A 24294-nucleotide genomic window follows, 5' to 3' on the forward strand; every position below is an offset into this window, starting at 1 on the left:
GCCTCCGGGGGAGCGGGCGGCTGTGACGTCCGGAGCCGCCGCGGCGGCCGTCGCGTCCGCCGGACCGGCGTCGGTCGATCCGATGCGGCACGGGGCAACAGTCTCAGGGCACCCGGTGCGCACCGCAGGCCGCTGTCACGGCTGCCCGGCCGTCACCCGAGTCGTGGTTCCGGAGTTCCCCGCACCGTCGTGCGAAGCGGACCTGGCGCCCGGAGCACCGGCGCCCACCGGAGCACGGACCGGAGTCCCGGCACCGGCCGGAGCCCCCGCGTCCACCGAGGCCCGGGCGCCCACCGGGGCGCCCGCACCGACCGGAGTCGAGGCACCCCGCTGAGCACTCGCGCCGACCGGAGCCGCCGCGCCCACCGGAACCCCAGCCCCCACCGGAGTCCGCGTCGCCCCGCCGAGGGGCACAGTCGTACCGATGACGACCGGAGGGCCGGTCCGTACGGGCTCGGTCGCCGGAGCCGGCCGCGTTTCCGGCCGGGCCGCCGCGGGCTGCCGCTCCGTCGCACGGTGCGGCGCGCGTTCCGCGTGGGTGCGCACCGCGGCCGGAGCGGGCAGCGTGAACCACACGATCTTGCCGTCGTCGCCGTCCGGCCGCGCTCCCCAGCTCGCGCTCACCGCGGCGACCATCGCCAGGCCCCGCCCGCAGGTGGCCAACGGGGTCGCGTCCGGCGCGTCCTCGGCGTCGGCCAGCACGGGAAGGCGCGGATCGTGGTCGCGCACCGAGACCGTGAGCCGGTCCGGCAGCAGCTCCAGCTCGACGGTGCACGACTTGTCGGGCCTGGCGTGCCGGTGGACATTGCTCAACAGCTCGGTCACACCGAGCGCGGCCCGGTCTATCAACGGGTCCATATGCCAGTAGCGCAACTGCGCAGATACGATTCTGCGGACCTGGCCGATCCGCGACGGCAGGGCTTGGAGCTCCACCGTGCAGTGCCTGCTTGGGTGACTGATCACGGCTGCGACTCCCCGATGTGAGGTCCGGAAGGAACCGAAATCCGGAGGACCGGAAGAACACGGAGAACAACGGATCCAGCAGGGTGCTTGCGTCCAAACGTCCGCCTGCTGTCGTGGCCGGCGGGCTGGTTCGCAGCGTTATCGCCGGTAAACCCAGAGTGACGTGGGACCAGCGTGACGCAGCGGAGGAACTCCCGCAACTCGCCGCGACCGACCGCTGCTCCGCGTACCCGCCCCGGCCTTTCAGCCGCCGCGGCCGGCCGCCCGGCGCACCGCCTCGATGAACCGCCACGCGGCCGGCGGACCCGCCTGGCCCGGCGCCGGATCGTGCTCGCCCAGCGTCAGCAGGTACCGGTTGCCGTTGAGGTCGGCCAGTGCCCGGTCGTCCGGCGCGAACCACGGCTTGGACGCACGCACCGCCTGCACGGGCGCGCTGTCTATCTCGCTGCCGTAGCTGGTGAGCAGCTCCAGCCTGCCGTCGTTGATCCGGACCTGTCCGGCCCGGGTGAGCGAACGCAGCCGTTTGCCGATCCGCACGCCCGTGGCCGTGAATTCCGGCTCCGCCATCCTTCGCCGCCCCCTTGCGCGTGTCTTGGTGGTTCCGTGCGCGCCCCTGTTCGGGGCGATCGTCCCGACGCGTGCAGTCTGCCCCGATGCGGCGTGGAGCACCAGTACGCACGGGGCCCGTGCGACGACCCGCCGGAGCACTCGCGCCAATGCGCCCCCGTAATCCTCGTACGTCTGTGCCTCAGGGCGTCTTTGAGTGGCTCAAAGATGCGTTTATGCAGGTGGGAAGCGGTATGAAAGATGCCTATGCTCGAAGGGTCGGGCGCGTGAAGCGCCGTCGGCGCCCAGCGTAAGGAGCACCGTCGTGAGCACCATCCCCCAGGCCCGGACCGGCGCCACCCTCGACGTCGACTGCAGTGACGCCGCCTACCGTGTGTGGCTGAAAGAAGCCGTCCGCAAGGTACAGGCGGACGCCAACCGGTCGGCGGACACGCACCTGCTGCGCTTTCCGCTGCCGGAGCGGTGGGGCATCGACCTGTACCTCAAGGACGAGTCGACCCACCCCACCGGCAGTCTCAAGCACCGGCTCGCCCGCTCCCTGTTCCTCTACGGCCTGTGCAATGGCTGGATCCGTCCGGACCGGCCGGTGATCGAGGCGTCCAGCGGCTCCACGGCCGTCTCCGAGGCCTACTTCGCGAAGTTGATCGGCGTGCCCTTCATCGCCGTCATGCCGCGCACGACGAGCGCCGAGAAGTGCCGTCTCATCGAGTTCCACGGCGGTCGATGTCACTTCGTCGACGACTCACGGAAGATGTACGAGGAGTCCGCCCGTCTCGCGGTGGAGACCGGCGGCCACTACATGGACCAGTTCACCTACGCCGAGCGGGCCACCGACTGGCGCGGCAACAACAACATCGCCGAATCGATCTTCCGGCAGCTGGAGTTGGAGCGGTTCCCGGAGCCGGCGTGGATCGTCGCCACCGCGGGCACCGGCGGCACGTCCGCGACCCTCGCGCGCTATGTGCACTACATGCAGCACGACACCCGCGTCTGCGTCGCCGACCCGGAGAACTCCTGCTTCTTCGAGGGCTGGACCACCGGCGATCCGGACGTCACGTGCGACTGCGGCTCCCGGATCGAGGGCATCGGCAGACCGCGCATGGAGCCGAGCTTCGTGCCCGGCGCGATCGACCGGATGATGAAGGTCCCCGACGCGGCGAGCGTCGCCGCGGTACGGGCCCTGGAGCGGGCCATCGGCCGCAAGGCGGGCGGTTCGACCGGCACCGGACTGTGGAGCGCGCTGAAGATCGTCTCGGAGATGGTGGCCGAGGGGCGCCGGGGCAGCGTGGTGACGCTGCTGTGCGATCCGGGCGACCGGTACCTCGACAAGTACTACTCGGACGCGTGGCTCGCCGGTCAGGGCCTGGACATCACCCCGTACTCGACGGCCATCGAGACCCTGCTCGCCACGGGCGTCTGGCCCGGCTGAGGCCGGCCGGGGACCGGGCACCCCGAGCGGCCTGAGTCCGTGCGCGCCCAAAGGGGAGCGGGGCTACCGCAGTCGCCGGTCCAGTGCCGTCATCGCGTTGCGGAACGCGCGGCCGACGCCCGGCCGGATCAGGCGGCAGACCAGGCGGAACGTGGCCGTGCCGTCGAGCGCGAAGGTCATCCGGACCCGGGTCCCGGTGCCCGCCGGGGCGAGCCGCCACTCCTCGACCCAGGCGCGGGCTCCCGGCGTGTTGGTCACGTCGACCCGGTAGGCGTACAGCTCGGGCGCCTTCGCCGCGAGGATCGTCTCCTCGAAGCGGGTGCCGCCGCGCAGCCGGACCTCACGCCCGCCCTCGGTCGGCCGGGCCGAGGACACGGCCGAGAACCACTCGGGCCAGCCGGCCAGGTCCTCGGCGAGGGCCCGGTGGACGGCGCCGGGGGCGGCGGCCAAGTCCCGGGTGAACACCAGCCGCACCGGCGCGGTCTCGACGAACTCCGGACCGACCGGGCGCAGACGCCGAGCCATGACGACCCACCCCTCATGAAGTCCCGTACGGGACAACGAATTGACGGCCACTATAATTGACGAGCCGTCAGATGTCGTCGTCGCCCTCGTCGGTGCCCTCGTCGTCCTGCTCGCCCGCCACGATCAGCCGCGGCAGATGCTCGGAGATCTCCGCGCGCGCGTCCCCCGGCAGGCCCGCGTCGGTGACGAGCGTGTCCACCTGATCCAGCGTCGCGAAGGAACTCAGGCCCACCGTCCCCCACTTGGTGTGGTCGGCGACCACCACGACCCGGCGCGCGGAGTGCACCAGCCGCCGGTTGGTCTCGGCTTCGGCGAGGTTCGGTGTGGACAGGCCGGCCTCCACCGATATGCCGTGCACACCGAGGAAGAGCACGTCGAAGTGGAGCGCGGCGATCGCCTGGTCGGCGACCGGTCCCACCAGCGAGTCCGACGGGGTGCGCACACCGCCGGTCAGCACCACCGTGGCCGCGCCCTGCCGCTGGCCCGAGGTCCGCTGCGCCGCATGGAAGACGTCGGCGACCCGCACCGAGTTCGTCACCACGGTCAGATCGGGCACCTCCAGCAGGTGCTGCGCGAGGGCGTACGTGGTCGTACCGCCGGACAGGGCGATCGCCGTACCCGGCGCGACCAGCCGCGCGGCGGAACGCGCGATGTCCTCCTTGGCGGTCAGCTCCAGCCCCGACTTCGCCTCGAACCCCGGCTCGTGGGTGCTGGCCTCGACCACCGGCACCGCGCCGCCGTGCACCTTCTCCAGCACACCCTGGCGGGCGAGCGCGTCGAGATCACGGCGCACGGTCATGTCCGACACGCCGAGCTTGCGGGTCAGTTCGTTCACCCGCACACCGCCCCGGCGCCGGACCTCGTCCAGGATCAGGGCGCGGCGCTGCTCCGCGAGGAGGTTCTGATTCTCGCTCACGTACGCTCCGGTCCTTTCGCCGACAACCGTCCGACACGACCCCGGCACCAGCTCCGACCAGGACCTTCCCGCCGCCCGGAAAGGCGCGGGCGTCCCATCTTTTCACGGGTCGGTACCGGTTGCGCCACCGCCTGACGCGACGCGCACATGCCAATCCGGTGGCTCCCGCCCCGCTTGCCCTTCACCCGGATCGGGGAGATTCCCTGACAACCGCTGTGCGCCGCCGGGCGACCCGAGATCCTGGAGCGCGCACGGACAGGCCTTCAGGTGTCACGGGGGAAGTGCGAGAACAGTGGAACGCGCGCGGGAAAGGACCACCGGGCAGCCGACGACCGGGACACCGGACGGACCCGTCCCCACCGGGCACCCGGCCGCCACGGCGCCGGGCGGGCCGGAGACCGATCTGGAACTCCTGGTGCACGGGGTCGGTGGCACGACCCCCGGGAAGATGCTCGGTGACCCGCGCACGGTCCGGATCACCGGCGACGACACGGCCGCCGTCTTCCGCCGCGCCGAGGACGCCGAGCCCGGGACGCGCCCTCGGCAGGGGCCCGTCCAGGAGGCGTACGTCTGGTGCAACCTCACCTCCGGCGACGGCAGCCGTGCCCTGTGGCTGTTGCTGCTGCCCTTCATGGTGGTGAACCTCGCCCACTGGATGCGTCCCGCCGCACCGGGCCGGCCACGCGTCGTCCGGCTCTACGGCCTCCTCGTGCGCCTGGCCGCCCTCACCCTCACCGTGCTGCTGGTCGCCGCCGCCTGCGAGGTGGCCCTGGACCTGGTGGCCTGGCAGTGCGCCGGTGTCCGCGCCTGCGCCCGCCGCCACTCCTGGCTGGGCTTCCTCGCGCCCGGCCCGGTGAGCGCCGCCTGGTGGACCGCCCCCGGCCGCCGGCTCGCCCTCGCCGCCACGATCCCGGCCACGCTCGTCGCCCTGCTCTGGTACCTCTCCCACCGCACCTGGCACGCGTACGAGTCCCACCAGCCGATGTCCCCGGCCCCGCTTCCGGCCGCCGAGGACATCGGCCCCGGCGGCACGGTGACACCCCCGCCCGGAGCGGCCCCGGGCGCAGGCCCCGTCCCGGGCCCCGAGGACGCTCAAGGGGGCGGCGCGAGCGAGGCGATCGGCGCCGAGCCCGCCGGTGACGGGAGCGCCCTGGCCCGGCCCGGGTTCTGGTACGGCCGGCGGCTGGTGGCACGGCTGCGGGCCGCGCACACCGCGGCCGGGCTGCTCACGGTGGCCTCCGCCGTGGCCACACCCGCCGTCCGCTTCGACCACCGGCCCGGTGGCCCCGCCGTCCCGGGCGTCCTGGGAGGGCTGCTCACCGTCGCGCTGGTGGCCTGGGCGGCGGCCGTGGTGGGCGTGGTCTGCGGACGGGGCCGCAGCGAGAACCGTCTCGACCGGCGCATCGACCGGCACCTCGTACGAGGCCTGCCGCTCGGCGCCCTCGGCCTGCTGCTGCTCACCCTGGTGTACGCCGGCTGGACCCGCCCCGGCTGGCAGTCCGCGGGCCGGCTGCCCGGGGACCCGGCCTTCGGCGCCCTGATGTCGGTCCAGGGGCTGCTCGTGGTCGCCCTCGCCGTCGTCGCCGGATACCTCCACCGGCGCCGTCCCGATCCGCGCGCCGGGATGCGCGGTCTCGGCGGCCCGGCCGTCACGCTGCTCGCCTGCGCCCTGGGGGGCGTGATGGCCGGCGGGGTCGCGCAACGTGTCGCCGACTGGCTGGACGGCACCCGCGCTTTGCTGCCCGGGCCGCCCGTCCTGCTCACCTGGCAGGCGTCCACGATCCCCGCCCTGCTCGCCGTCCTGCTGCTCCTGGCCGCCCGGCTCGCCGTGAGCACCGCCCGGCACGCCCGCGCCGAACGCGCCCGGGTCCGCCACGAGCACCCCGGCGAACCCGAGGACCCCGCCCGCACCCGCGCCATCGCCCACGCCCGGGCCATGGCGGGCCTCACCGACCGGGCGCCGCTCGTCCTCGCCGTGCTCACCGCCACCACCCTGCTGCTGGGCGCCTCGGCCCTGGCCGGCGCCCTGCTCACCGGCCGGACGCCCGACGGCGCGGCCCACCGCGCCCACCACGCCGTCCAGGCCGTCGCGCAGACCTCGCAGGCCCTCGGGTCCTGGCTGGTCGGGCTCGGCTTCCTGCTGTTCGTCACCTGGGGCAGACGCGCCTACAAGGACGCCGCCGCCCGGCGCACCATAGGCATCCTCTGGGACGTCGGCACCTTCTGGCCGCGCGCCGCCCACCCCTTCGCACCCCCCTGCTACGCCGAACGCGCGGTGCCTGACCTGACCTGGCGGATGGCGACCTGGACCCGGCGCACGGGAGGACGCCTGGTGCTCTCCGGGCACTCCCAGGGCAGCGTCCTCGCCGCCGCCGCGGCCTGGCAGCTGACCCCGCCGGCACGCGGCCTGGTCGCGCTGCTCACCTACGGCTCCCCGCTGGAGCGCCTGTACGGCCGTTGGTTCCCGGCCCACTTCGGCCCGCCGGCACTCGCCGCCCTGCACCGCGACGTGGCCTGCTGGCGCAACCTGCACCGACGCACCGATCCCATCGGCGGACCCGTCCGCGTCCCCGACGACAGCACCCCGGAGGTGGACCTCGAACCCCTGGCGGACCCCCTCGCCTACGGCCGGACCCCCGACCACCCGCTGCCGGCCCCGATCCTCGGTCACTCCGACTACCAGGCGGACCCGGTGTTCACCCGGGAACGCGCCCGGCTGCTCGTCCGGCTGCGCCCCGGACTGCCGGGTCAGCGCCCGGAGCCGGCCGCGCCGGACCCGGGCAGCGCGAACATGCCGACGGGCCAGGACGTTCAGGACAGCTCGGGCAGGTCCTCCGCGTAGAGCAGGGTCAGGTCGTCGGTGGTGGGGTCGGAGACCTGCGCGACACGGCTCGCGTGCCGTTCCACCATCGCCTCGAACGTCTGCCGGGCGGTACGGCCGTTGCCGAACGCCGGGCCCTTGGGAATCGCCGTGAAGTACTTCAGCAACGCCTCGGACGCGGCCGGCGTCAGCCGGTACTCGTGCTCGTCCGCCTGCTGGCCGACGATGCGCAGCAGCTCGTCCGGGCCGTAGTCGCCGAAGGTGATGGTGCGCGAGAAACGGGAGGCCACGCCCGGGTTGACGGACAGGAAACGGTCCATCTCCGCGGTGTAGCCGGCGACGATCACCACCACGGCGTCCCGGTGGTCCTCCATCAGCTTCACCAGCGTGTCGATGGCCTCCTTGCCGAAGTCCCGGCCGGCGTCCTCCGGCGAGAGCGCGTACGCCTCGTCGATGAACAGCACACCGCCGCGTGCCCGTTCGAACGCCTCCTGCGTGCGGATCGCCGTGGAACCGATGTGCTCGCCGACCAGGTCCACCCGGGAGACCTCGACCAGGTGTCCCTTCTCCAGCACCCCGAGCGAGGCGAGGATCTCGCCGTAGAGCCGGGCGACCGTCGTCTTGCCGGTGCCGGGGGAGCCGGTGAAGACCAGGTGCCGTTTGACCGAGGCCGCCTTCAGCCCGGCCTGCCGGCGGCGCCGGCCCACCTCGATCATGTCGGTCAGCGCCCGCACCTCGCGCTTGACGCTCTCCAGGCCCACCAGCGCGTCGAGTTCCCCGAGCACGTCCGTGGAGGTCCGGACCGGCTGCGCCGGCTCGGCGGTGGCCGCCGGCTCCTGTTCGGTGCTGCGCTGTCCCGGGATCGAGCCGAGCAGGCCGGGGGACTCCGTCACCGTCTGCACGGCCGTCTCGCGGGCCGCCGACGGCCGCAGGCTGCCGCTCTCGTCGCTGGTGCAGTCCTCCACGACCGGACCCGTACCGCTCCCGCCGCCGGAGCCTCCGTCGGCGAACTCGTAGCCACCGCGCGCACACCGCTCCGTACGGCACTTGCGCAGCGTCGTACGGCAACCGTCGATCACATGGAAGCCGTAGCCCCCGCTGCCGCTGACCCGGCAGTTCAGGAAACTGCCACGGCCGCCCGCCGACACGTAGAAGCCCGCCTCGGAGGGCGAGTCGACCGTGCAGCGCTCGATGGTCGGGTCGGCGCCCTTGGTCACGATCACACCGGTCTGCGTGCCGTCCACGGTGCAGTTGTTGAGCGTGCCGCCGCTGCCGTGGTCGCGGAACCACGCGCCGGTGGCGGCCTCCCTGATCCGGCAGTCGTCGAGCTGCGCGGTCGCTCCGTCACTGACCGACACCGCCGTGTTGCGCACCTGGGACAGATCGCTGTCCACGACGTCCGCGCGGGACCCCCGGTCCAGCACGAACAGCGCGTCGGGGACGTCGTGGACCCGGCAGGAGTCGAGCACGACCGTGGCGCCGTCGCTCACCCACACCGCCGGGTAGTCGCCGGTGCTGTCGAAGATCTCGCACTGGTTGGCGTCCACGCGGGTCCCCGGGTCCCACACCGAGAGGCCGTTGCGCCCGAACTGACGGACCGTCGTCCGCGTCAGGGTGAGCACCGACCGGGAACGCAGGTCGACCGCGTTCTCCGGGATGTCGTGGATGCGGCAGTCCGCGAGCGTGAGCACCGCGTCCGTGTCCAGCGTGACACCGTCGGCGGTGGTGCGGTGCACATCGCAGTCCGTCAGATGCGCGGTGGCCCGCTGGGTGACCTGCACCCCCGAGCCGCGGACCTCGTAGATCTCGCAGCCGACGGCCTCCAGGGCGGAGTTCTCGCCGGTCGCGGTCAGCCCGGTGCCCGAGGCGTGGTGCACCCGGCAGCGCTCCAGGCGCGGGTGGGCGCCGCCGCGGACCGCCACGCCCGCCTGGCCGGCGGCGACGACCTCGCACTCCTCGAACACCCCGCCACCGCCGTCGAGCACGGCGATGCCGATGCCGGCCGGGTTGTCGACGGTGCAGCGCCGCACGGTCGGACGGGCGCCGCCGCGCACCTCGATGCCCGCGGCGGAACGCGTGACGATCCGCACGTCCATCAGCTCGGGCGTGCCCTCCTCGACCAGCAGCGCGGGCGCGGCCGAGTCCTGGCCCTCCACGTGCAGGTCCTGCACCACCGCGGAAGCCCGCACGGTCAGCGGCACCCCGTCGGCGGGCGCGATCCGCACGGAGCCCGGGGACCCCTCGGGGCCACGGAGCGTCACCGCCCGCTGGACGACGAGGTTCTCCCGGTAGGTGCCGGGGGCGATGGTGAGGACGTCACCGTCGGCGGCGGCCTCCAGGGCGGCGGCGAGCGATGCGTACTCACCCGTGCGGCGCCGCCACCGCGAAGTACCGGTGTGCGTCACCTGGACCGTGCCCTGTGCCATGGCGTTGCCGTGCCCCCACTTGTCGTACTGATGGCTCGCTCCCGGCGGGGCGTCGCCGCCGGTGCCGGGACCGCGGGCGTGCCCGGCCCTCGGCCCGAACGCGTCCGTGCTCCCGCATACCTGCACGCCCCTGGGTTCGCTCACCCGCGGGTCCTCGCCGAAAGCGCTTCGGCCGGTCCACCGTAGCGTGTGCGTGCACGGTGGGTTGACCAGAGCCGGAAGGCCGTCAACTGCCGGTGCCCGCCTTGCCCCAGTCCGGACCCGCGCGGTCCCAGGCCTGGTCCCAGCGTGTGTACCGGCGGCGGACCATGCGCCAGACGGCCATGCGCCGACCGCATTCGACCAGGGCCGCGGTCACCAGGGCGGCGCCGATTCCGGCGAGCACCGCATGCGTCGTCGCCGTCGGGGAGTCCATCGGGCGGGTCGTCATCCGGCCGTGCCGGTCCGTCCAGAGCCGGAAGTGCTCCCCGGCGTGCGGGGACTTGAGGTCCACCAGGACCGGGCCGTGTCTGCGGGTGCCGTCCGGTGCGGTCCAGCCGGCGACGACGCGGCTGCGCGCCTCGTGGGCCGGTGTGGTGTCGGGGTCGGTGTCCAGCGGGGCCTCGCCCAGGTCCCGTATGACGGTGGCCGTGACGAGATGGCGGTCGTGCCGCTGCTCGCGCACGGACCGCTGCAAGGAGTCCTGGGCGGCGACGCCGACCAGACAGCCGAGCACGGGCGCGGCCACGGCGATCAGCACCAGTGCCACGAGGGCCACCCATGACTCGGCCAGATCGGTCGCACGGCGCAGCGGATTGTGCCGCCAGCGCCACAGCCCCCTCAGTGCACGCATCTCCCCAACCCCCTTTTCACGCCGTCAGGACACCCGGCGCAGGCGGTCGTCCCCGGTCCGGGCCGGGGGGTGAGCGGTCGATCCCGGCCGGGACCCGCGACGAACGCGGTCTCTCAAGAATCTCTCATGCCCTCCCAACGACCGGGGGCCGTTCCCGGGTTCCCGGTCGCGGGACCGACCGGCGGGCGGCCGGGGAGGCGCGGCCGTCCGTCACCCCAGGACCCTGACGGGGTCCCCGATCCTGATCGTGCCGGTGGAGAGGGGAACGAGGTTCTGGCCGAAGACCAGCCTGCCGTCGACCCTGCGGTGACGTGCCAGGGTGCGCAGCGGTTCCCGGCCGCGGACGCCGGTGTCCTGGTCGGTGGTGGTCACCACGCAGCGCGCGCTGGTCTTGGCGGCCCGCAGGACCACCTCGCCGATGGAGATCCGCGACCAGTGGTCCTCGGCCCAGGGCTCGGTGCCGGCCACGACGACGTTGGGCCGGAAACGGTTCATGGGCAGGGGCCCCTCGTGGGCGTGGTCGCCCTCGGCCACCAGAGAGTTCAGGGCGTCGAGGGAGGCCGTCGTGGTGACCAGCAGGGGGTAGCCGTCGGCGAAGCTCACCGTCTCGCCGGGCAGCGCGAACCCGGGGTCGACCGGGCGGCGGGTGGCCGGATCGTCCAGGTGGACGAGGCGGACCTCCGCCTCCAGATAGGCGCTGCACCAGGCGTGCGCGGCCGCCGCCGCGGGGACCGCCTCGACCTTCGTGCCGAAGATGTTCACCGGCACGGTCGCTACCGGTTCCGGGACCATGACGGTCAGCGGGGCGCGGCCGGGCGCGGACAGACGAACGCCGCCGCCGGCCAGAGGCTCGGCGGCGGCAAGCGCCAGGCGCGGCTGCTCGCGCTGCGTGACGACCTTTCCCCCGTCGTCGATCAGTGTCCAGCGCCGGTCGCCGGCCAACCCCCAGGGCTCCACCACGGCCTCGCGGGGCGACAGGCCCCGGAACGCTTTGACCGGATGGACGTGGATCGACTGCACTTCGGCGTTTCCCATGCCGTCATCGTGCCAGGCGGCACCGACGGCACGGGGCGCCGGTCAGTAGCCGCGGTACTGCTGGTTGTTGTACGGGTCCTGGTAGGGAGCCGGCGCGGGCCGCGGCGCTGCCGGGCGCATCGCCTCGTACCCCGTGCCCGCCGCCATCGGGCGCTGCTGCTGCGGGGCCTGCGGACCGGGGTAGCCCCGCGGCGCGCTCGCCTGCTGCGGGATGTACGCCGTGGGCGCCTGCTGGAAGGGAGCGGGCTGCTGCATGTGCGGGTAGCCGTAGCCCTGGGGCTGCGGGGAGGGGGCAGCCGGCAGGGCGGGCAGGGCCGACGGCAGGGCCGGAAGGTTATTGCCCGTGTCGTAGGCGGCGGGGACCCGGATCGGGGCGATCTGCGGGGTGCCCCGCTCGGCCACGAGGGAGTCGTAGATCGGGGTGTCCGGGAAGGAGGCGGAGTAGTAGCCGCCACCATAAGTGGAGCGGGGGGAGGTCATGGCACATAAGTTAAGCCCACGATGTGCTGGTTGGGGAGACCGATAAGAGGGTTGTTTTCCGTGTCGGCAGTGACCCGGGATCCCCAATCCGAGCGAACTTGGCAAAAAGGGACGGCGACCGGCCTTCAGATCGTATAAAAGGCCAAGTCTCAGCCGGGTTACCGGCGGTTGACCGGCGATCTTTCCTGTGCGGGCCGTGGGAGTTCCGGGTGCCGAGGAATACGTTGTGCGGGTAGGGATGCCCCGGACCGCCGGGGTGGCCCGGAAGCCGATCTGTGATGGGGGCGGACATGACCATGTCGAAGGGATCGAACGTGCCGGTGCCGACCACGGCCCTGCGCGTGGAACTGGGCTGGCGCCCCGGACCCGGCGTGCCCGACGCCGACGCGTCGGCGCTCCTGCTCGCCGGGGGAAAGGTCCGCTCCGACGGAGACTTCGTCTTCTACAACCAGCCCGCCCACTCCTCCGGCGCGGTCCGCCACGAGGGCAAGCGCACGGCCGGGGGGAAGGTCACCGACACGCTCACGGCCGACCTCGCGCGCGTGGAGGGCACCGTCGAGCGGATCGTCCTCGCCGCCTCCGCGGACGGCGGCTCGTTCGGGCAGGTGCCGGGCCTCTACATCGAGGTGGCCGAGGCCGCGACCGGCCAGGTGGTCGCCCGCTTCGACAACCCCGGCGCGACCGTGGAGACGGCCTTCGTGCTCGGCGAGTTCTACCGCCGCCAGGGCAGCTGGAAGTTCCGCGCCGTCGGACAGGGCTACAGCAGCGGACTCGAAGGCCTCGCAACGGACTTCGGTATCACCGTGGACGAACCGCAGCACACCGCGCCGCCCACGGCGACCGCCCCGCGGACCGCCCCGCCGGTCTCGCCGCCCCCGCCGGTCGCGCTCCCCAGGACCGTCCCGCCACCGCCCGCCGCCCCGCCGGCCGCTCCACCGTCGCCGCCGGTCCGCCTCTCGAAGGTCACCCTCACCAAGGCGGCCCCCTCCGTCTCGCTGGCCAAGCAGGGCGGCACGTCCGGAAACATGCGGGTGAACCTCAACTGGCAGACGCGCAAACAGACTCAGAGCCGGGGCGGCCGATGGGGCGCCCGGCAGAGCGACATCGACCTCGACCTGTGCGCCCTCTACGAACTCACCGACGGCCGCAAGGGGGTCGTACAGGCCCTCGGCAACGCCTTCGGCTCGCTGCACCGGCCGCCGTACATCCACCTCGACGGCGACGACCGCACCGGCGCCGTGACGAGCGGCGAGAACCTCACCGTCAACCTCGACCGCACCGGGGACTTCCGGCGCATCCTCGTCTTCGTCACCATCTACGAGGGCGCCAGCTCCTTCGCCGACCTGCACGCCACCGTCACCCTCCAGCCGCAGCACGGCGCGCCCATCGACTTCTCGCTCGACGAGTGCACCGTCCCCTCCACGGTGTGCGCGCTCGCCCTGATCACGAACACCGGCGGCGATCTCGTCGTCCAGCGCGAGGCGCGGTACCTGGTGCCGGACCGCGGCGTGAGCCCGCAGCGGACCGTGGACCGCGCCTACGGCTGGGGCATGAACTGGACGCCCGGCCGCAAGTAGCCGGGCTCAGCCCTCGTCGGGCACGGCGCCCGGGCGGGCGTAGGTGCGGCCCTTCCAGGCGGCGCCACGCCCGCGGTAGTGCTGCACGGCGGAGTCGACCGTCATCAGCAGATACAAGAGCGCGGTGAACGGCAGCAGCGGGGCGAGCCACGGCGGCTGCCGGTAGTAACGCAGCATCGGCAGGTAGGTGCCCGCCATCACCGCCCATGCCGACGCACCCAGCACCGCCGTCGCCGTGTCCCCGCCGGCCGCGCCCACGACCGCCGCGGCCGGCGGCACCAGGTACACCAGCGCCAGTCCGGCCACCGTGCCGAGGAGCAGCAGCGGGTGGTGCCGCAGCTGCGCGTAGGCGCTGCGCGAGACCATCCGCCACAGGTCGCCCAGCCGCGGGTACGGCCGCACGCTGTCCACCCCTTCGGCGAGGCCCAGCCACACGCGGCCGCCGGCGCCCTTGACCGCGCGCGCGAGCGCCACGTCGTCGATGACGGCGTGCCGGATCGAGTCGGGGATGCGCGCCGCCTCCGCCATTCCGGCGCGCAGCAGGACGCAGCCGCCCGCCGCCGCGGCCGTACGCGACCCCTTCCGGCCGATCCGGCGGAAGGGGTAGAGCTGCGCGAAGAAGTAGACGAACGCGGGGACCACGAGCCGTTCCCACGGACTCTCCACCCGCAGCCGCGCCATCTGGGACACCACGTCGTAGTCCCCGGTCCCGGCCGCCGCGACCAGGGCGCGCAGACTGTCCGGCGCGTGCGCGATGTCGGCGTCCGTCAGCAGCAGGAACTCGGGATCACGCGCGCGTGCCAGTCCGATGCCGTACCGCACCGCCCACAGCTTGCCCGTCCAGCCCGCCGGCGGCTCACCGGGCGTGCCCACCGTCAGCGGCAGTCCGCCGGACCGCCGGGACAGTTCACGGGCCAGCTCCCCGGTGCCGTCCGTGCTCCCGTCGTCCACCAGGAAGACCTCCGCCCGCCCCGGATAGTCCTGCGCCAGCAGCGACGGCAGGCTCGCGGGCAGCACGGCGGCCTCGTCCCGGGCCGGTACGACCACGCACACGGACGGCCACTCCCGTGGTTCCCGGCGCGGAGGCAGCCGGACGTCGGTGCGCCAGAAGAAGCCCTGGCACAGCAGCAGCCAGCACCAGGCGGCAAGCGAGACAGCGGTGATCCACATCAGGGCGCTCACGGCCGCAGTCTGCCCCACCGGACCGGCCCGCGGCGGCGCATCGTCTATCGTGACCGGGTGAAGATCGCGCTCATGGACTCCGGAATCGGCCTGCTGGCGGCCACCGCCGCGGTACGGCGACTGCGGCCCGACGCCGATCTCGTGCTCTCCCTCGACCCCGAGGGCATGCCCTGGGGGCCGCGTAGCCCGGAGGACCTCACCCGGCGCGCCCTGGCCGTCGCCGAGGCCGCCGCGGCCCGCCGGCCGGAGGCCCTGATCGTCGGCTGCAACACGGCCACCGTGCACGCCCTGCCCGCGCTGCGCGCCCGGTTGGAGCCCGGTATCCCGGTCATCGGCACCGTCCCCGCGATCAAGCCGGCCGCGGCCGGCGGCGGCCCCTTCGCCATCTGGGCGACCCCGGCCACCACCGGCAGCGCCTACCAGCGCAATCTCATCGAGAACTTCGCCGACGGGGTGCGGGTGACCGAGGTGCCCTGCTGGGGGCTCGCCGAGGCCGTCGAGCACGCGGACGAGGCGGCGATCGACGCGGCCGTCGCCGCGGCGGCGGAACTGACCCCGGACGACGTGACGACCGTCGTCCTCGGCTGCACCCACTACGAACTGGTGGCGGAACGTATCCGCACCGCCGTGCAGCGCCCCGGCGCCGCCCCGCTCGTCCTGCACGGCTCGGCGGGAGCGGTCGCCGCCCAGGCCCTGCGCCGCCTGGGTGAGCAGCCGGCCCCGGACGCCTCCGCGGACGGCACGCTGACCGTGCTGCTGAGCGGCCGCGAGGGCGTGCTCCCCGAGCCCGCGCTGCACTACGCCGAGGGCCGGCTGCTGCCCTCCGCGGTCCGGGTCGCCGACCGCGGCTGACAGCTCCGCCGTCCTTGTCCACCGGCCCGCCCCGGGTGGCCCGGCGGAGCGCTTCCGGCTGGGCCGCATGGAGCAGTCACCCTCCGCGAGCGGCTACCGGCGCAGCGAAACCTGAGTAACCTCATAGACATGAGGGACGACCCCCACGCCGGCGACACCCCGCATCCGGACGTCTGGACCGGTCGTGCGACCAACCGGGTCCAGTGGCTGCTCGCGCTGGTCGGCGCGGCCTGCATGGCGCTCGGCATCGAGCTGGCCGTCGAGTCGGCCTGGACCTCGGGCATCGCGCCCCTGGTGATGTCCGTCGTGGGCTGCATCGCGGCCGGCCTGCTGGTCCTGTTCGGCACGCTCGCCTTCGTGCACGTGGATCTCAGACTCGACAAGGAGTCCCTCGAAGTGCGCTGCGGCCACATCGGCGTGCCGCGGCGCCGCATCCCGCTGTCGCACGTGGCGGGAGCCGAGTTCGCCGCCTACGTCACCCCGCGGCAGTGGGGCGGGTGGGGTTACCGCTGGCGTCCCGAGAAGGGCACCGCCGTCGTCGTACGCTGCGGCGAGGGGATCGTGCTGAGCCTGTGGGACGGCCACACTTTCACGATCACCGTGGACAACGCGGAATCGGCGGTGCGGGCCATCAGGGAACGGCTGCGCACCATCACACCCGGCTCGGCCCGCTGAGGTCACCTCCGCGTGACGGCGCCGGCACCCGCCCGCACCGTCAGAGCGGGGGCTCCACGCTCTCACCGGTCCACGGCCGGGCCGTCGCCCATCCGGCCAGCAGCCCCGCGCCCACGGTCACCGTGGTGAAACTCAGCGCGTTGCCCGCCGAGGCCAGCCCGGCCAGAGCCGTCAGGGCCGCGCCGGCGGTGAGCGCGACCGGGGTGGAGCGCGGGCTGCGCCACAGTGCGTGGAGCACCCAGAAGAACGGGGCCATCAGCAGCAGGACCCCGATGAAGCCCTGCTCCGCCGCCTGCTGCAACAGGGCCGAGTGCGGCTTCCCGTCGGACAGCGGGGTGTGCGCGGCCGTGTCGCTCACCTCGCCGAACCGGCCCGGGCCCACGCCCAGGCCGTCGTCGCGCCCGGCCAGCCGCACGGCGTCCCGCCACAACAGGCTCCGGTGCGGGGCGAGACGGTCCGTGACCAGCGCGGAGACGCCGCCGGGCAGCCAACCGGCGGCGACCGCCCAGACGGTGCCCGCCGCAAGGGCCGCCACCACGGCCAGCGCCACCAGACACGGACCCCGGCCGTGCACCCGGCCCGCGGCGAGCGAGCAGAGCAGGACGGCCGCGCCGGCGCAGCACCCCGCCATCGATCCCAGGGCCGCGCCGCTCAGCACGATCACCACGGCCAGCACCCGCAGCACCAGACGCAGCGCCGGTACGGACGTCGCCCAGGCGGCACCGCACGCGGCTCCGGTGGCCAGCACCAGCAACGCGGCGGTGGCCCCGGCCTGCCCGAGCGGCGCGGCGTACCGGGGGCCCGGGGAGAGGGCGGGGAGGGCGACGGCGAGCGCGAGTCCGGCCGCCGCGCCGGCGCCCGGCGCGGCCACGGGCAGCAGCGCTCCCGAGACACGGCCCGCCGCGTAGCCGGCGGCCACGGCGAGTACGGCGAGGAGCACACCCTCGGGCCGGCCGCCCCGCGCGGCAGCCATGATCAGCGACCAACCGGCGCAGACCCCGAGCAGGATCATGCCCACACCGTCAGAAACGTTTCGTCTCGCGTTCGCCGCGTCCGTACCGGCCGCGGATCTCATCTCCGTCGCCCCCACCGTCGCCCCTCGTACACACGGTCCCCCGACCTGTGGCAGGCCAAGGCCGCGCGCCGGGTCCGGCCGCACCGCCGAGGCTGGGCACACCGTAACGGCTGTTGACCCGTTTGTGGACGAGGTGCGGAGGATCGTCGTGGTTTCCCCCGGGTCCGAGGGAGGCGGGTGGCCACCGGTGGTCCCGGCCGGCGGCCAGGCGGAGCGCGTACGTCCGGGGACGGCCGCGAGCGCGGTGCCGACCGGGCCTGCGCCGCGCGCCCCAAGCGCGTCATCGGGCCCGGAACGGGCGTCCACCAGTGGGAATCCCGGCCGCTCGGGGCCGGCTCCGGAGCCCGGCCGCGCTGTCGGCGGCCGGGCCGCCCGCCGTACACTCACCCGGGTGACCGTCACCGCAACTTCCGTCGACCAGCCGGAACAGCTCCAGCCGTCCCACGCGCCCGCCGCGCTCCGCGGCCGGCTCATGCGCCTGGTTCCGGCCGTCGTCTCCGCGCTCTGCGGGGTGCTGCTCTACGTCAGCTTCCCGCCGCGCGTCCTGTGGTGGCTGGCCCTGCCCGCCTTCGCCGGCTTCGGCTGGGTGCTGCGCGGCCGCAGCTGGAAGGCGGCCCTGGGGCTCGGCTACCTCTTCGGGCTCGGCTTCCTGCTGCCGCTGCTGGTGTGGACCGGCGTGGAGGTCGGTCCGGGCCCGTGGATCGCGCTGGTCGCCATCGAGGCGGTGTTCGTCGCGCTGGTCGGCGTGGGGGTCGCCGCCGTCTCCCGGCTGCCGGCCTGGCCGGTGTGGGCCGCCGCCCTCTGGATCGCGGGCGAGGCGGTACGCGCGCGTGTGCCCTTCCGGGGCTTCCCCTGGGGCAAGATCGCGTTCGGTCAGGCGGACGGCGTCTTCCTGCCGCTCGCCGCGCTGGGCGGCACCCCGGTGCTCGGCTTCGCGGTGGTCCTGTGCGGATTCGGCCTCTACGAGGCGGCGCGGCTGATCGTCGAGGGACGCCGCACCCGGGCCGTGCGGCGCGGCGCGGCGGCCGCCGCGCTGCTGAGCGTGGCCGTGCCGGTGGTGGGCGCGGTCGCGGCCCGCGCGCTGGTCAGCGACAAGGCCGAGGACGGTACGGCGACCGTGGCGGTCATCCAGGGCAACGTGCCGCGTGCGGGCCTGGAGTTCAGCGCGCAGCGCCGGGCCGTTCTCGACCACCACGTGCGCGAGACCCTGAGGCTCGCGGCCGACATCAAGGCGGGCAAGGTCGAGAAGCCGGACTACGTGCTGTGGCCGGAGAACTCCTCCGACATCGACCCCTTCACCAACCCCGATGCGGCCGACGTCATCGACGGCGCCGCCAAGGCGGTCGGCGTGCCCGTATCGGTCGGCGCGGTCGTCGAGCGGGACGGCAAGCTGCTCAACGAGCAGGTGCTGTGGGACCCGGTCAAGGGCCCGACGCAGACCTACGACAAGCGGCAGATCCAGCCCTTCGGCGAGTACCTTCCGCTGCGCGGGCTCGTCGGCGCGATCAACGAGGACTGGACCGGCATGGTCCGCCAGGACTTCAGCCGGGGCGCCACGCCGGGCGTGTTCGACTTCGACGGCGTCAAGGTCGGCCTCGCCACCTGCTACGAGGCCGCCTTCGACTGGGCGGTGCGCGACACGGTCACGCACGGCGCGGAGATGATCTCCGTGCCCAGCAACAACGCGACCTTCGACCGCAGCGAGATGACCTACCAGCAGCTCGCCATGTCCCGGATCCGCGCCGTCGAGCACAGCCGCACCGTCACCGTGCCGGTGACCAGCGGGGTCAGCGCGTTCATCATGCCGGACGGGCGGATCACCCAGAAGACCGGCATGTTCGTGCCCGCCTACCTCGTCCAGCAGGTGCCGCTGCGCACCTCCGAGACGCCGGCGACGAAGCTGGGCATCCTGCCGGAGATCGCCCTGGTGCTGGTCGCGGCGGGCGGCGTCGGCTGGGCAGTCGGCTCGGGTCTGCGCGGCCGGCGCACCGGTGGCGTGTAGCCGTACGAGCGCGTACGCCGACCGAACCTGCGGGGGAGCCGTGCACCGGCCCGTTAGGGTCGGGACATGGCTACCCCCGACTTCATCCGCACCCTGCGGGCCTCCATCGCCCACCAGCCGCTCTGGCTGCCCGGGATCACCGCGATCGTCTTCGACGACGAGGGCAGAGTGCTCCTCGGCCGGCGGTCCGACACCCGCAAGTGGGCGGTCGTCGGAGGCATTCCGGAGCCGGGGGAGCAGCCGGCCGCCTGCGCCGTGCGTGAGGTCTACGAGGAGACCGCGGTGCGCTGCGTCGCCGAGCGGGTCGTCCTCGTCCAGGCGCTGGAGCCGGTGACCTACCCCAACGGCGACGTCTGCCAGTACATGGACATCACCATCCGCTGCCGCGCGGTGGGCGGCGAGGCCCGGGTCAACGACGACGAATCGCTCGAGGTGGGCTGGTTCACCGTGGACGCGCTGCCGCCTCTGAACGAGTTCGGCCTCTTCCGGATCAAGCAGGCCATGTCCGAGGCACCCACATGGTTCGACCCTATGACTGCCGGCTGAAGTATGGGTGGTCACCACATGTGGGGAGGAGTGGGCTCCGCCTAGGGTCGCCCCATGACCTCGCCCACCCCCCTGCCCGGCCCGGGCCCCCACGTACAGCCCCTCAGTCTCGACCTCGGTGGCCGCACCGCGCTCGTCACGGGTGCCGCCAGCGGGATCGGCCGCGCCTGCGCGCTGCGTCTCGCCGCCGCGGGGGCCGAGGTGCGGGCCGTGGACCGGGACGAGGCGGGCCTCGCCGAACTCGCGCAGCAGGCGGAGAGGGCCGGAGAGCTCGCGGGCACCGTCCTCCCGCACGCCGTGGACCTCACCGACCTCGACGCCGCCGAGCGGGCCGCCGCCGGTGCCGACGTGCTGGTCAACAACGCGGGTCTGCAACTCGTACGGCCCCTGGAGGAGTTCCCGCCGGAGGTCTTCCACACCGTGCTGACCGTGATGCTGGAGGCACCGTTCCGGCTGATCCGCGGCGCCCTCCCGCACATGTACGCACAGGGGTGGGGCCGGATCGTCAACGTGTCCTCCGTCCACGGTCTGCGGGCCTCCGCCTTCAAGTCCGCCTATGTGGCCGCCAAACACGGCCTGGAGGGCCTGTCCAAGACCGCGGCCCTCGAAGGCGCCCCCCACGGGGTGACCTCGAACTGTGTGAACCCCGCCTATGTGCGCACCCCCCTGGTCGAGAAGCAGATCGCCGACCAGGCGCAGGCGCACGGCATCCCCGAGGAGCGGGTGCTGTCCGAGGTCCTGCTGAAGGACAGCGCGGTGCGGCGGCTCATCGAACCCGAGGAGGTCGCGGAGGCCGTGGCCTACCTGTGCAGCCCGCAGGCGTCCTTCGTCACCGGCACCTCCCTGGTGCTCGACGGCGGATGGACGGCCCACTGAGCGGTACGTCCGCGCCGGGACCGGGAGTTTTCCACAGGCCCGGCCGGCCGGGCGGCCGATGCGTAATCCTTTGACCATGTCCCGCGATCACGTTCAGCCGGCACCGAACGGCAGCGCCGAGGCCGAGTACCTCGAGCTGCTGACCCGTGACGCCTCCGTGGAGGCCTATGAGCGGCCGGTGCTGGTGGCCCGCGCCGAGGGCCGGTCCGCCGATCGCATCGCCGCGCTGGAGCAGGCGAAGCGGCTCGCCCTGCGCGTCCGGGCGGAGCTGGAAGGCCGCCGGCGCCGTGAGGCGGAGCTGTCTGCGCTCTTCGAGACGGCCCACGACCTCGCGGGCCTGCGGGACCTGGACGCGGTGCTGCAGGCGATCGTGCAGCGCGCCCGTTCCCTGCTCGGCACGGACGTCGCCTACCTCACGCTGCACGACCCGGCGCGCGGCGACACCTACATGCGGGTGACGGAAGGGTCCGTCTCCGCCCGCTTCCAGCAACTGCGCCTCGGCATGGGCGAGGGGCTCGGCGGGCTGGTGGCGCAGACCACCCGGCCCTACGTCACCGACGACTACTTCGAGGACGCCCGTTTCCAGCACACCCTCACCATCGACTCGGGCGTCAGCGACGAGGGCCTGGTCGCCATCCTCGGGGTCCCCCTGATGCTCGGCCCGCACGTGATCGGCGTCCTCTTCGCCGCCGACCGCAGGGCCCGCGTCTTCGAGCGCGAGCAGATCGCGGTGCTCGGGTCGTTCGCCGCGCTCGCCGCGGCCGCCATCGACACCGCCAACCTGCTCACCGAGACCCGGGCGGCGCTCGCCGAGCTGGAGCGCGCCAACCAGATCATCCGGGACGGCAGCGCGGTCATCGAGCGGGCCTCCGACGTCCACGACCGGCTCGCCGAACTCGTCCTGCGCGGCGGCGGGGTGCACGACGTGGCGGCCGCCGTCTCCGAAGTCCTCGACGGCACGGTGTGGTTCACCGAGGCCGGCGCGGCACCGGCCGAAGCCCTGGAGGCGTCCCGCGCCGAGGGCCATGCGGTACGGCACGGCGGCGAGTGGATCGCGGCGGTGGCCGCCGGCGGTGAACTGCTCGGCGCGCTCGTGCTGCGCGGGCAGCGGGCGCTGGACCCGGTCGACCAGCGCACGCTGGAGCGGGCGGCCATGGTCACCTCGCTGCTCCTGCTGGCCCGCCGTTCCGCCGCCGAGGCCGAGCACCGGGTGCGGGGCGAGCTGCTGGACGACCTTCTGGACGCCCGCGACCGGGACCCCCGGCTGCTGCGGGAGCGTGCCGTCCGGCTCCACGCCGACCTGGACGCCACCCATGTGGTGCTCGCCGCCCGTCTGGACGGCCCCGCGGCCGACGCCGACGAGGAGGCCGCGGCCCGCCGACGGCTGTGGTCCGCCGCGTCCCACCTCGCCGCCACCCGGCACGGCCTGGCCGCCGCACGCGACGGCGGCACCGTCCTGCTGCTGCCCCTCGGTGCCGGCGACACCGCCACGGAGCTGGCCGGCCGTACCGCCCGCCACCTGGGCACGGCCGTGCACCAGCCGGTCACGGTCGGCGCCTCCGCCCCCGTCACCGGCCTCGCCGCGCACCCGGAGACGGTGGCCGCGGCCTATGCCGAGGGCCGCCGCTGCCTCGACGCGCTGCACCTGCTGGGCCGGGCCGGGGACGGAGCCGCGGCGGAGGACTTCGGTTTCCTCGGCCTGCTCCTCGCGGGCGAACGGGACGTGGCCGGTTTCGTCGGCCGCACCATCGGCCCGGTCGCGTCGTACGACGAGCGGCGGGGCACCGATCTGCTGCGCACCATGGACGCGTACTTCGCCTGCGGGATGAGTCCGGCCCGTACCAAGGACGCGCTGCACGTCCATGTGAACACGGTCGCGCAGCGGCTGGAGCGGGTGGGCCGGCTGCTCGGCGAGGACTGGCAGACCCCGGCCCGCGCCCTGGAGATCCAACTCGCGCTGCGGCTGCACCGGCTGGCGGTCCCGGACAGACGGTGACCCCCGTACGGGCGTGCCGTACGGGGGCCGGGTCGCGCGCGGCCCGTGGGGGCCGCGTCGCTCAGACCGTCCGTGCCTTCCGTGCCTCGGCGGCCGGAGCAGCGTCGGCTGTTCCGTCCCGGCCCGTCGTGACCTCCGCCAGGTCCCGGTGCCGCGTCTCCCGCGAGACACCCACCGCGATCAGGGTCAGCACCACGGCGCCGATCACGTACAGGGAGATCGGGGTGGAGGTGCCGTAGCTCTCCAGCAGCGCGGTGGCGATGAGAGGGGCGGGCGCACCGGCCGCGACGGAGGCGAACTGGGCGCCGATGGAGGCGCCCGAGTAGCGCATCCTGGTGGCGAACATCTCGGCGAAGTAGGCCGCCTGGGGCGCGTACATGGCGCCGTGCAGCACCAGCCCGACGGTCACGGCCAGGATCAGGTAGCCGAACGAACCGGTGTCCACGAGCGAGAAGAACGGGAACATCCACAGGCCGACACCGGCCGCGCCGAGCAGGTACACCGGCCGGCGCCCGACCCGGTCGGACAGCGCGCCCCAGGCCGGGATGACGGCGAAGTGCACGGCGGAGCCGATGAGGACGGCGTTGAGCGCGGTCTGCTTGGAGACGCCGGCCGAGGTGGTGGCGTAGACGAGGATGAAGGCCGTGATGACGTAGTAGCTGATGTTCTCCGCCATGCGGGCGCCCATCGCCACGAGCACGTCCCGCCAGTGGTCCCGGAGCACGGAGACGAGCGGCAGCTTCTCCGGTTCGGTGGCCCGCCGGGACTCGGCGCGCTCCAACGCCTCCTTGAAGACCGGCGATTCATCGACAGAGAGACGAATCCACAAGCCGACCATCACCAGTACCCCGGAGAGCAGGAACGGTATGCGCCAGCCCCAGGTTCCGAAGGCTTCGTCGGAGAGCAGGGCGGTCAGCAGCGACAGCACTCCGGTGGCGAGCAACTGGCCCGCCGGTGCGCCGGTCTGCGGCCAGGAGGCCCAGAAGCCGCGCCGCCGGGCGTCCCCGTGCTCCGACACCAGCAGGACTGCGCCGCCCCACTCGCCGCCGAGCGCGAACCCCTGGATCAGCCGCAGCGTGGTGAGCAGCACGGGGGCGGCGGACCCGACGGTCGCGTGCGTGGGGAGCAGGCCGATGGCGAAGGTCGCTCCGCCCATCATCACCAGGCTGAGCACCAGGAGTTTCTTGCGTCCCAGCCGGTCACCGTAATGGCCGAACACGAGCGCCCCCAGCGGGCGGGCCGCGAATCCGACGGCGTACGTCAGGAACGAGAGCAGGGTTCCGACGAGCGGGTCCGAGTCAGGGAAGAACAGCTTGTTGAACACGAGCGCGGCCGCGGAGCCGTAGAGGAAGAAGTCGTACCACTCGATGGTGGTGCCGATGAGGCTGGCGGCGACGATGCGGGGGAGGCTGGCGGGGGGTGGGGGAGCGGTGGTTCCGGATGCCATGTGCGCCACTTCCTCGTGTGCGGTGGGGACGGGTACGTGTCGGCACACCGTAAGAAGACGCACGTCGGGCGC

General features: G+C 73.7%; 19 protein-coding genes and 1 pseudogene. 9 read left to right on the top strand and 11 right to left on the bottom strand.

The window, feature by feature from the left end:
* Positions 1-543: 543 nt before the first annotated feature.
* Together BLW57_RS42610 and BLW57_RS34030 are read right to left on the bottom strand one after the other, a co-directional pair.
* Positions 544-963: pseudogene (locus BLW57_RS42610) on the bottom strand (ATP-binding protein); the annotation flags it as partial.
* Positions 964-1206: 243 nt separating this feature from the next.
* Positions 1207-1530, bottom strand: coding sequence for a hypothetical protein (locus tag BLW57_RS34030; RefSeq protein WP_093479547.1), 324 nt, complete (start codon positions 1528-1530; stop codon positions 1207-1209).
* A gap of 304 nt (positions 1531-1834) precedes the next feature.
* On the opposite strand from BLW57_RS34030, the gene BLW57_RS34035 reads away from it, so the two are divergent.
* Entirely contained in the window at positions 1835-2959 is a 1125-nt protein-coding gene (locus BLW57_RS34035; protein WP_093479548.1) for an L-cysteine desulfhydrase Cds1, read from the top strand.
* Positions 2960-3022: 63 nt separating this feature from the next.
* Here BLW57_RS34035 and BLW57_RS34040 read toward each other — a convergent pair whose 3' ends face one another.
* Positions 3023-3484, bottom strand: a complete 462-nt coding sequence (locus BLW57_RS34040) for an SRPBCC family protein (protein WP_093479549.1) — start codon at positions 3482-3484, stop codon at positions 3023-3025.
* A 67-nt stretch (positions 3485-3551) separates the two neighbouring features.
* Entirely contained in the window at positions 3552-4400 is an 849-nt protein-coding gene (locus BLW57_RS34045; protein WP_093479550.1) for a DeoR/GlpR family DNA-binding transcription regulator, read from the bottom strand.
* Between the two features lie 292 nt (positions 4401-4692).
* Between BLW57_RS34045 and BLW57_RS34050 the strand changes: the two genes are divergently transcribed.
* Positions 4693-7242 carry a hypothetical protein gene (locus BLW57_RS34050; protein WP_093479551.1) on the top strand — a complete coding sequence of 850 codons (2550 nt, stop codon included), beginning with the start codon at positions 4693-4695 and terminating at the stop codon, positions 7240-7242.
* On the opposite strand, the gene BLW57_RS34055 is transcribed toward BLW57_RS34050, so the two are convergent.
* From BLW57_RS34055 to BLW57_RS34070, 4 genes are all read right to left on the bottom strand, one after another.
* Positions 7212-9647, bottom strand: coding sequence for a right-handed parallel beta-helix repeat-containing protein (locus BLW57_RS34055; RefSeq protein ID WP_093481029.1), 2436 nt, complete (start codon positions 9645-9647; stop codon positions 7212-7214). The two genes, BLW57_RS34050 and BLW57_RS34055, sit on opposite strands and share 31 nt — an antisense overlap.
* Positions 9648-9873: 226 nt before the next feature.
* Complete coding sequence (locus tag BLW57_RS34060) at positions 9874-10479, bottom strand: Rv1733c family protein (RefSeq protein ID WP_093479552.1); 606 nt, start codon at positions 10477-10479, stop codon at positions 9874-9876.
* 210 nt (positions 10480-10689) lie between these two features.
* Positions 10690-11514 carry an MOSC domain-containing protein gene (locus BLW57_RS34065; protein WP_093479553.1) on the bottom strand — a complete coding sequence of 275 codons (825 nt, stop codon included), beginning with the start codon at positions 11512-11514 and terminating at the stop codon, positions 10690-10692.
* A gap of 42 nt (positions 11515-11556) precedes the next feature.
* Complete coding sequence (locus tag BLW57_RS34070) at positions 11557-11994, bottom strand: DUF6643 family protein (RefSeq protein ID WP_093479554.1); 438 nt, start codon at positions 11992-11994, stop codon at positions 11557-11559.
* 296 nt (positions 11995-12290) lie between these two features.
* Between BLW57_RS34070 and BLW57_RS34075 the strand changes: the two genes are divergently transcribed.
* Positions 12291-13571, top strand: a complete 1281-nt coding sequence (locus tag BLW57_RS34075; protein WP_256339861.1) for a TerD family protein — start codon at positions 12291-12293, stop codon at positions 13569-13571.
* A 6-nt stretch (positions 13572-13577) separates the two neighbouring features.
* Here BLW57_RS34075 and BLW57_RS34080 read toward each other — a convergent pair whose 3' ends face one another.
* A complete protein-coding gene (locus tag BLW57_RS34080) occupies positions 13578-14741 on the bottom strand; it encodes a glycosyltransferase (protein ID WP_093479556.1) in 1164 nt (387 codons plus the stop codon).
* 69 nt (positions 14742-14810) lie between these two features.
* Here BLW57_RS34080 and BLW57_RS34085 point away from each other — a divergent pair, with 69 nt between their 5' ends.
* Together BLW57_RS34085 and BLW57_RS34090 are read left to right on the top strand one after the other, a co-directional pair.
* Entirely contained in the window at positions 14811-15605 is a 795-nt protein-coding gene (locus tag BLW57_RS34085; protein ID WP_093479557.1) for a glutamate racemase, read from the top strand.
* Positions 15606-15734: 129 nt separating this feature from the next.
* Entirely contained in the window at positions 15735-16280 is a 546-nt protein-coding gene (locus tag BLW57_RS34090) for a hypothetical protein (RefSeq protein ID WP_093479558.1), read from the top strand.
* Positions 16281-16320: 40 nt separating this feature from the next.
* Here the strand turns inward: BLW57_RS34090 and BLW57_RS34095 are convergent, their stop codons facing one another.
* The gene (locus tag BLW57_RS34095; protein WP_093479559.1) at positions 16321-17292 is read right to left on the bottom strand and encodes an O-antigen ligase family protein; all 972 of its coding nucleotides are present in this window, start codon (positions 17290-17292) and stop codon (positions 16321-16323) included.
* Positions 17293-17746: 454 nt separating this feature from the next.
* On the opposite strand from BLW57_RS34095, the gene lnt reads away from it, so the two are divergent.
* The 4 genes from lnt (at position 17747) to BLW57_RS34115 (ending at position 22775) form a co-directional block, all read left to right on the top strand.
* A complete protein-coding gene (gene lnt / locus BLW57_RS34100; RefSeq protein WP_093479560.1) occupies positions 17747-19357 on the top strand; it encodes an apolipoprotein N-acyltransferase in 1611 nt (536 codons plus the stop codon).
* A 66-nt stretch (positions 19358-19423) separates the two neighbouring features.
* Positions 19424-19903, top strand: coding sequence for an NUDIX hydrolase (locus tag BLW57_RS34105; RefSeq protein ID WP_093479561.1), 480 nt, complete (start codon positions 19424-19426; stop codon positions 19901-19903).
* A gap of 54 nt (positions 19904-19957) precedes the next feature.
* The gene (locus BLW57_RS34110; protein WP_093479562.1) at positions 19958-20779 is read left to right on the top strand and encodes a 3-hydroxybutyrate dehydrogenase; all 822 of its coding nucleotides are present in this window, start codon (positions 19958-19960) and stop codon (positions 20777-20779) included.
* 76 nt (positions 20780-20855) lie between these two features.
* A complete protein-coding gene (locus BLW57_RS34115) occupies positions 20856-22775 on the top strand; it encodes a helix-turn-helix domain-containing protein (protein ID WP_093479563.1) in 1920 nt (639 codons plus the stop codon).
* Positions 22776-22836: 61 nt separating this feature from the next.
* On the opposite strand, the gene BLW57_RS34120 is transcribed toward BLW57_RS34115, so the two are convergent.
* The gene (locus BLW57_RS34120; RefSeq protein ID WP_093479564.1) at positions 22837-24222 is read right to left on the bottom strand and encodes an MFS transporter; all 1386 of its coding nucleotides are present in this window, start codon (positions 24220-24222) and stop codon (positions 22837-22839) included.
* Positions 24223-24294: the final 72 nt, after the last annotated feature.

Origin of the sequence: Streptomyces sp. 1222.5, assembly GCF_900105245.1 — a bacterium.
In the GTDB taxonomy this organism is placed as follows: Bacteria; Actinomycetota; Actinomycetes; order Streptomycetales; family Streptomycetaceae; genus Streptomyces; species Streptomyces albidocamelliae.